Source organism: Shigella sp. FC1661 (genome assembly GCF_001712525.1).
In the GTDB taxonomy this organism is placed as follows: Bacteria; Pseudomonadota; Gammaproteobacteria; order Enterobacterales; family Enterobacteriaceae; genus Escherichia; species Escherichia coli.
On record NZ_MDGW01000157.1, the window covers coordinates 1 to 5,450 of the forward strand.

The 5,450-nt window shown below is 56.6% G+C and carries 7 protein-coding genes and 1 pseudogene; 4 read left to right on the top strand and 4 right to left on the bottom strand.

Translation table 11 applies throughout. The annotated features are described in order from the left end of the window. Positions 1-108 precede the first annotated feature (108 nt). From BFF42_RS10600 to umuC, 3 genes and pseudogenes are all read left to right on the top strand, one after another. Positions 109-231 carry a DinI-like family protein gene (locus tag BFF42_RS10600; RefSeq protein WP_224158315.1) on the top strand — a complete coding sequence of 41 codons (123 nt, stop codon included), beginning with the start codon at positions 109-111 and terminating at the stop codon, positions 229-231. Beyond that, a complete protein-coding gene (umuD, locus tag BFF42_RS10605) occupies positions 228-665 on the top strand; it encodes a translesion error-prone DNA polymerase V autoproteolytic subunit (protein ID WP_000109071.1) in 438 nt (145 codons plus the stop codon). The genes BFF42_RS10600 and umuD overlap by 4 nt, the downstream gene beginning before the upstream one ends. Then, positions 665-1,435: pseudogene (umuC, locus tag BFF42_RS10610) on the top strand (translesion error-prone DNA polymerase V subunit UmuC); the annotation flags it as partial. The gene umuD and the pseudogene umuC, both read left to right, overlap by 1 nt. Positions 1,436-1,535: 100 nt before the next feature. Here umuC and BFF42_RS10615 read toward each other — a convergent pair. The 4 genes from BFF42_RS10615 to dfrA5 form a co-directional block, all read right to left on the bottom strand. Then, entirely contained in the window at positions 1,536-2,036 is a 501-nt protein-coding gene (locus tag BFF42_RS10615) for a GNAT family N-acetyltransferase (protein WP_000376623.1), read from the bottom strand. 127 nt (positions 2,037-2,163) lie between these two features. After that, complete coding sequence (sul1, locus tag BFF42_RS10625; protein WP_000259031.1) at positions 2,164-3,003, bottom strand: sulfonamide-resistant dihydropteroate synthase Sul1; 840 nt, start codon at positions 3,001-3,003, stop codon at positions 2,164-2,166. After that, the gene (locus BFF42_RS10630) at positions 2,997-3,344 is read right to left on the bottom strand and encodes a quaternary ammonium compound efflux SMR transporter QacE delta 1 (RefSeq protein ID WP_000679427.1); all 348 of its coding nucleotides are present in this window, start codon (positions 3,342-3,344) and stop codon (positions 2,997-2,999) included. Before BFF42_RS10630 ends, sul1 begins: the two co-directional genes overlap by 7 nt. Before the next feature lie 183 nt (positions 3,345-3,527). Next, the gene (gene dfrA5, locus BFF42_RS10635; protein WP_001317507.1) at positions 3,528-4,001 is read right to left on the bottom strand and encodes a trimethoprim-resistant dihydrofolate reductase DfrA5; all 474 of its coding nucleotides are present in this window, start codon (positions 3,999-4,001) and stop codon (positions 3,528-3,530) included. A gap of 155 nt (positions 4,002-4,156) precedes the next feature. Between dfrA5 and intI1 the strand changes: the two genes are divergently transcribed. Continuing rightward, a complete protein-coding gene (gene intI1 / locus BFF42_RS10640) occupies positions 4,157-5,170 on the top strand; it encodes a class 1 integron integrase IntI1 (protein WP_000845048.1) in 1,014 nt (337 codons plus the stop codon). Positions 5,171-5,450: the final 280 nt, after the last annotated feature.

A 5,450-nucleotide genomic window follows, 5' to 3' on the forward strand; every position in this document is an offset into this window, starting at 1 on the left:
ATCCCCTGGGCGAAATGCGCCTGGTAAGCAGAGTTTTTGAAATGTAAGGCCTTTGAATAAGACAAAAGGCTGCCTCATCGCTAACTTTGCAACAGTGCCTGGCTGCGTATAGACCAGGGCAGCGCCCCGTCTGTATCTGTCACAGGAGCCCGCAACGACAAGGATAAAGAACGTATCCTGTCTCTGCTGGAAGAAATCTGGCAGGACGACAGCTGGCTGCCTGCAGCATGAGTACCGTTTATCACCGTCCGGCTGACCCTTCAGGCGATGACAGTTACGTGCGACCGTTGTTTGCCGATCGTTGCCAGGCCGGTTTTCCTTCGCCTGCCACTGATTATGCTGAGCAGGAACTGGATCTGAACAGCTATTGCATCAGCAGACCTGCAGCCACCTTCTTTCTGCGCGCCAGCGGTGAATCGATGAACCAGGCTGGCGTGCAGAATGGTGATCTGCTGGTAGTGGACAGGGCCGAAAAACCACAACACGGGGACATCGTTATCGCTGAGATCGACGGTGAGTTCACCGTCAAACGACTGCTGTTGCGCCCACGCCCGGCACTGGAGCCGGTTTCAGACAGCCCGGAGTTCCGCACACTGTATCCGGAAAACATCTGTATTTTTGGTGTTGTCACTCACGTGATACACAGGACGCGGGAGTTACGCTGATGTTTGCACTGGCTGATATCAACAGTTTCTACGCCTCATGTGAAAAAGTTTTCCGCCCGGACCTTCGCAACGAACCGGTCATCGTACTCAGCAATAACGATGGCTGTGTGATCGCGCGCAGCCCGGAGGCAAAAGCCCTTGGCATCAGAATGGGGCAGCCCTGGTTTCAGGTGAGACAAATGCGCCTGGAGAAGAAAATACATGTATTTTCCAGCAATTATGCGCTGTACCACAGCATGAGCCAACGGGTTATGGCTGTTCTGGAGTCGCTTTCTCCCGCAGTTGAGCCCTACTCAATTGATGAAATGTTCATTGATTTGCGGGGGATAAATCATTGCATCTCTCCGGAGATTTTTGGTCATCAGCTCAGGGAACAGGTAAAGAGCTGGACAGGACTCACCATGGGGGTGGGCATTGCGCCTACAAAAACGCTGGCTAAAAGTGCCCAGTGGGCAACAAAGCAATGGCCACAGTTTTCCGGTGTGGTCGCGCTGACGGCAGAAAACCGTAATCGGATCTTGAAGCTACTGGGGTTGCAGCCAGTTGGTGAGGTCTGGGGAGTAGGACGCAGACTGACGGAAAAGCTGAATGCGCTGGGTATTAACACAGCACTGCAGCTGGCGCAGGCTAACACGGCATTCATCCGGAAAAACTTCAGCGTCATTCTTGAGCGTACGGTACGCGAACTCAACGGCGAGTCCTGCATATCTCTGGAAGAAGCACCGCCGGCAAAACAGCAGATTGTCTGTAGTGGAAGTGGAGGATATCGACAACCTCTCGCGCAACCAAGACATCGCGGTCGGACTGCAAGTGATCTTGAAGCCACGGGCCCGTCCCACCCCGACATGGACCTCGATGCCCGAACGGACGTTAGATTTCGAGTTCTAGGCGTTCTGCGATGAAGGTTGGATCCCAGCCGGGATTGAAAGTGTCGACGTGGGTGAATCCGAGCCGCTCGTATAGGCCACGCAGGTTCGGGTGGCAGTCGAGCCGCAGCTTGGCGCACCCCTGCGTTCGCGCGGCATGGCGGCAAGCCTCGATCAGCGCGGAGCTGACACCCCGGCCCGCATGTGTCCGTCGCACCGCGAGCTTGTGCAGATATGCGGCCTCCCCCTTGAGGGCGTCGGGCCAGAACTCGGGATCCTCGGCCGACAAGGTGCAACAGCCGACGATGCCGTCGCTGCAACTCGCGACTAGGAGCTCGGATCTCAGGACGAAGGTCTCCGCGAATGTCCGGTCGATCCGCGCGACGTCCCAGGCGGGCGTTCCCTTGGCGGACATCCACGCCGCAGCGTCGTGCATCAGCCGCACAACCTCGTCGATATCACCCGAGCAGGCGACCCGAACGTTCGGAGGCTCCTCGCTGTCCATTCGCTCCCCTGGCGCGGTATGAACCGCCGCCTCATAGTGCAGTTTGATCCTGACGAGCCCAGCATGTCTGCGCCCACCTTCGCGGAACCTGACCCGGGTCCGCTAGCGGGCGGCCGGAAGGTGAATGCTAGGCATGATCTAACCCTCGGTCTCTGGCGTCGCGACTGCGAAATTTCGCGAGGGTTTCCGAGAAGGTGATTGCGCTTCGCAGATCTCCAGGCGCGTGGGTGCGGACGTAGTCAGCGCCATTGCCGATCGCGTGAAGTTCCGCCGCAAGGCTCGCTGGACCCAGATCCTTTACAGGAAGGCCAACGGTGGCGCCCAAGAAGGATTTCCGCGACACCGAGACCAATAGCGGAAGCCCCAACGCCGACTTCAGCTTTTGAAGGTTCGACAGCACGTGCAGCGATGTTTCCGGTGCGGGGCTCAAGAAAAATCCCATCCCCGGATCGAGGATGAGCCGGTCGGCAGCGACCCCGCTCCGTCGCAAGGCGGAAACCCGCGCCTCGAAGAACCGCACAATCTCGTCGAGCGCGTCTTCGGGTCGAAGGTGACCGGTGCGGGTGGCGATGCCATCCCGCTGCGCTGAGTGCATAACCACCAGCCTGCAGTCCGCCTCAGCAATATCGGGATAGAGCGCAGGGTCAGGAAATCCTTGGATATCGTTCAGGTAGCCCACGCCGCGCTTGAGCGCATAGCGCTGGGTTTCCGGTTGGAAGCTGTCGATTGAAACACGGTGCATCTGATCGGACAGGGCGTCTAAGAGCGGCGCAATACGTCTGATCTCATCGGCCGGCGATACAGGCCTCGCGTCCGGATGGCTGGCGGCCGGTCCGACATCCACGACGTCTGATCCGACTCGCAGCATTTCGATCGCCGCGGTGACAGCGCCGGCGGGGTCTAGCCGCCGGCTCTCATCGAAGAAGGAGTCCTCGGTGAGATTCAGAATGCCGAACACCGTCACCATGGCGTCGGCCTCCGCAGCGACTTCCACGATGGGGATCGGGCGAGCAAAAAGGCAGCAATTATGAGCCCCATACCTACAAAGCCCCACGCATCAAGCTTTTGCCCATGAAGCAACCAGGCAATGGCTGTAATTATGACGACGCCGAGTCCCGACCAGACTGCATAAGCAACACCGACAGGGATGGATTTCAGAACCAGAGAAAGAAAATAAAATGCGATGCCATAACCGATTATGACAACGGCGGAAGGGGCAAGCTTAGTAAAGCCCTCGCTAGATTTTAATGCGGATGTTGCGATTACTTCGCCAACTATTGCGATAACAAGAAAAAGCCAGCCTTTCATGATATATCTCCCAATTTGTGTAGGGCTTATTATGCACGCTTAAAAATAATAAAAGCAGACTTGACCTGATAGTTTGGCTGTGAGCAATTATGTGCTTAGTGCATCTAACGCCGTTATCAATTGCGGTAAGAAGCGTAGCAAGCGAAGCGAACGAAGCTTTTTACCGTCAATTGCATAGCTTTGTTAACCCTTTTGCCAAATTTGATAGCAATAGTTAATGTTTGAGCTAAAGTGTTGCTCAAAAACAACTTCGAAGGTATTGGGAATATTCGGAAAGAAAACATCTCCTTCCGGCTCAATATCAATCGTCGATATATGGAGCGTAGAGGCCATGGGCAATGTTTCTCTGTAAATCTCCCCGCCACCAGACACTATAACGTGATCGGTGAGTTCAGCCAGCCCGTACATGGCCTCTTCGATCGACGGGAATACTATTACGTTGTCATTATCGGCCGTCCAGGCTGAGCGAGTAACGACCGCGTATTTCCTATTAGGGAGTGCTCCCATAGATTCGAACGTCTTGCGGCCCACCAAAAGCCACTGGTTGTACGTCAAGGCTTTAAAGAGTAGCTGCTCTCCTTTCGCGGACCAGGGTATGTGTGGACCGCAACCAATCACTCCGTTTTTCGCTTTTGCAGCCATTAATGATACTTTCACAATTTTGGTTCCGGGTTAACTTTGTTTTAGGGCGACTGCCCTGCTGCGTAACATCGTTGCTGCTCCATAACATCAAACATCGACCCACGGCGTAACGCGCTTGCTGCTTGGATGCCCGAGGCATAGACTGTACAAAAAAACAGTCATAACAAGCCATGAAAACCGCCACTGCGCCGTTACCACCGCTGCGTTCGGTCAAGGTTCTGGACCAGTTGCGTGAGCGCATACGCTACTTGCATTACAGCTTACGAACCGAACAGGCTTATGTCCACTGGGTTCGTGCCTTCATCCGTTTCCACGGTGTGCGTCACCCGGCAACCTTGGGCAGCAGCGAAGTCGAGGCATTTCTGTCCTGGCTGGCGAACGAGCGCAAGGTTTCGGTCTCCACGCATCGTCAGGCATTGGCGGCCTTGCTGTTCTTCTACGGCAAGGTGCTGTGCACGGATCTGCCCTGGCTTCAGGAGATCGGAAGACCTCGGCCGTCGCGGCGCTTGCCGGTGGTGCTGACCCCGGATGAAGTGGTTCGCATCCTCGGTTTTCTGGAAGGCGAGCATCGTTTGTTCGCCCAGCTTCTGTATGGAACGGGCATGCGGATCAGTGAGGGTTTGCAACTGCGGGTCAAGGATCTGGATTTCGATCACGGCACGATCATCGTGCGGGAGGGCAAGGGCTCCAAGGATCGGGCCTTGATGTTACCCGAGAGCTTGGCACCCAGCCTGCGCGAGCAGCTGTCGCGTGCACGGGCATGGTGGCTGAAGGACCAGGCCGAGGGCCGCAGCGGCGTTGCGCTTCCCGACGCCCTTGAGCGGAAGTATCCGCGCGCCGGGCATTCCTGGCCGTGGTTCTGGGTTTTTGCGCAGCACACGCATTCGACCGATCCACGGAGCGGTGTCGTGCGTCGCCATCACATGTATGACCAGACCTTTCAGCGCGCCTTCAAACGTGCCGTAGAACAAGCAGGCATCACGAAGCCCGCCACACCGCACACCCTCCGCCACTCGTTCGCGACGGCCTTGCTCCGCAGCGGTTACGACATTCGAACCGTGCAGGATCTGCTCGGCCATTCCGACGTCTCTACGACGATGATTTACACGCATGTGCTGAAAGTTGGCGGTGCCGGAGTGCGCTCACCGCTTGATGCGCTGCCGCCCCTCACTAGTGAGAGGTAGGGCAGCGCAAGTCAATCCTGGCGGATTCACTACCCCTGCGCGAAGGCCATCGGTGCCGCATCGAACGGCCGGTTGCGGAAAGTCCTCCCTGCGTCCGCTGATGGCCGGCAGCAGCCCGTCGTTGCCTGATGGATCCAACCCCTCCGCTGCTATAGTGCAGTCGGCTTCTGACGTTCAGTGCAGGGCACTGTTGCAAAGTTAGCGATGAGGCAGCCTTTTGTCTTATTCAAAGGCCTTACATTTCAAAAACTCTGCTTACCAGGCGCATTTCGCCCAGGGG

Excerpts from the sequence above, each read along its gene's own strand:
- umuD (WP_000109071.1), top strand. The coding sequence starts at position 228 with ATGAGTACCGTTTATCACCGTCCGGCTGACCCTTCAGGCGATGACAGT.
- BFF42_RS10615 (WP_000376623.1), bottom strand. The coding sequence starts at position 2,036 with ATGGACAGCGAGGAGCCTCCGAACGTTCGGGTCGCCTGCTCGGGTGAT.
- sul1 (WP_000259031.1), bottom strand. The coding sequence starts at position 3,003 with ATGGTGACGGTGTTCGGCATTCTGAATCTCACCGAGGACTCCTTCTTC.
- BFF42_RS10630 (WP_000679427.1), bottom strand. The coding sequence starts at position 3,344 with ATGAAAGGCTGGCTTTTTCTTGTTATCGCAATAGTTGGCGAAGTAATC.
- intI1 (WP_000845048.1), top strand. The coding sequence starts at position 4,157 with ATGAAAACCGCCACTGCGCCGTTACCACCGCTGCGTTCGGTCAAGGTT.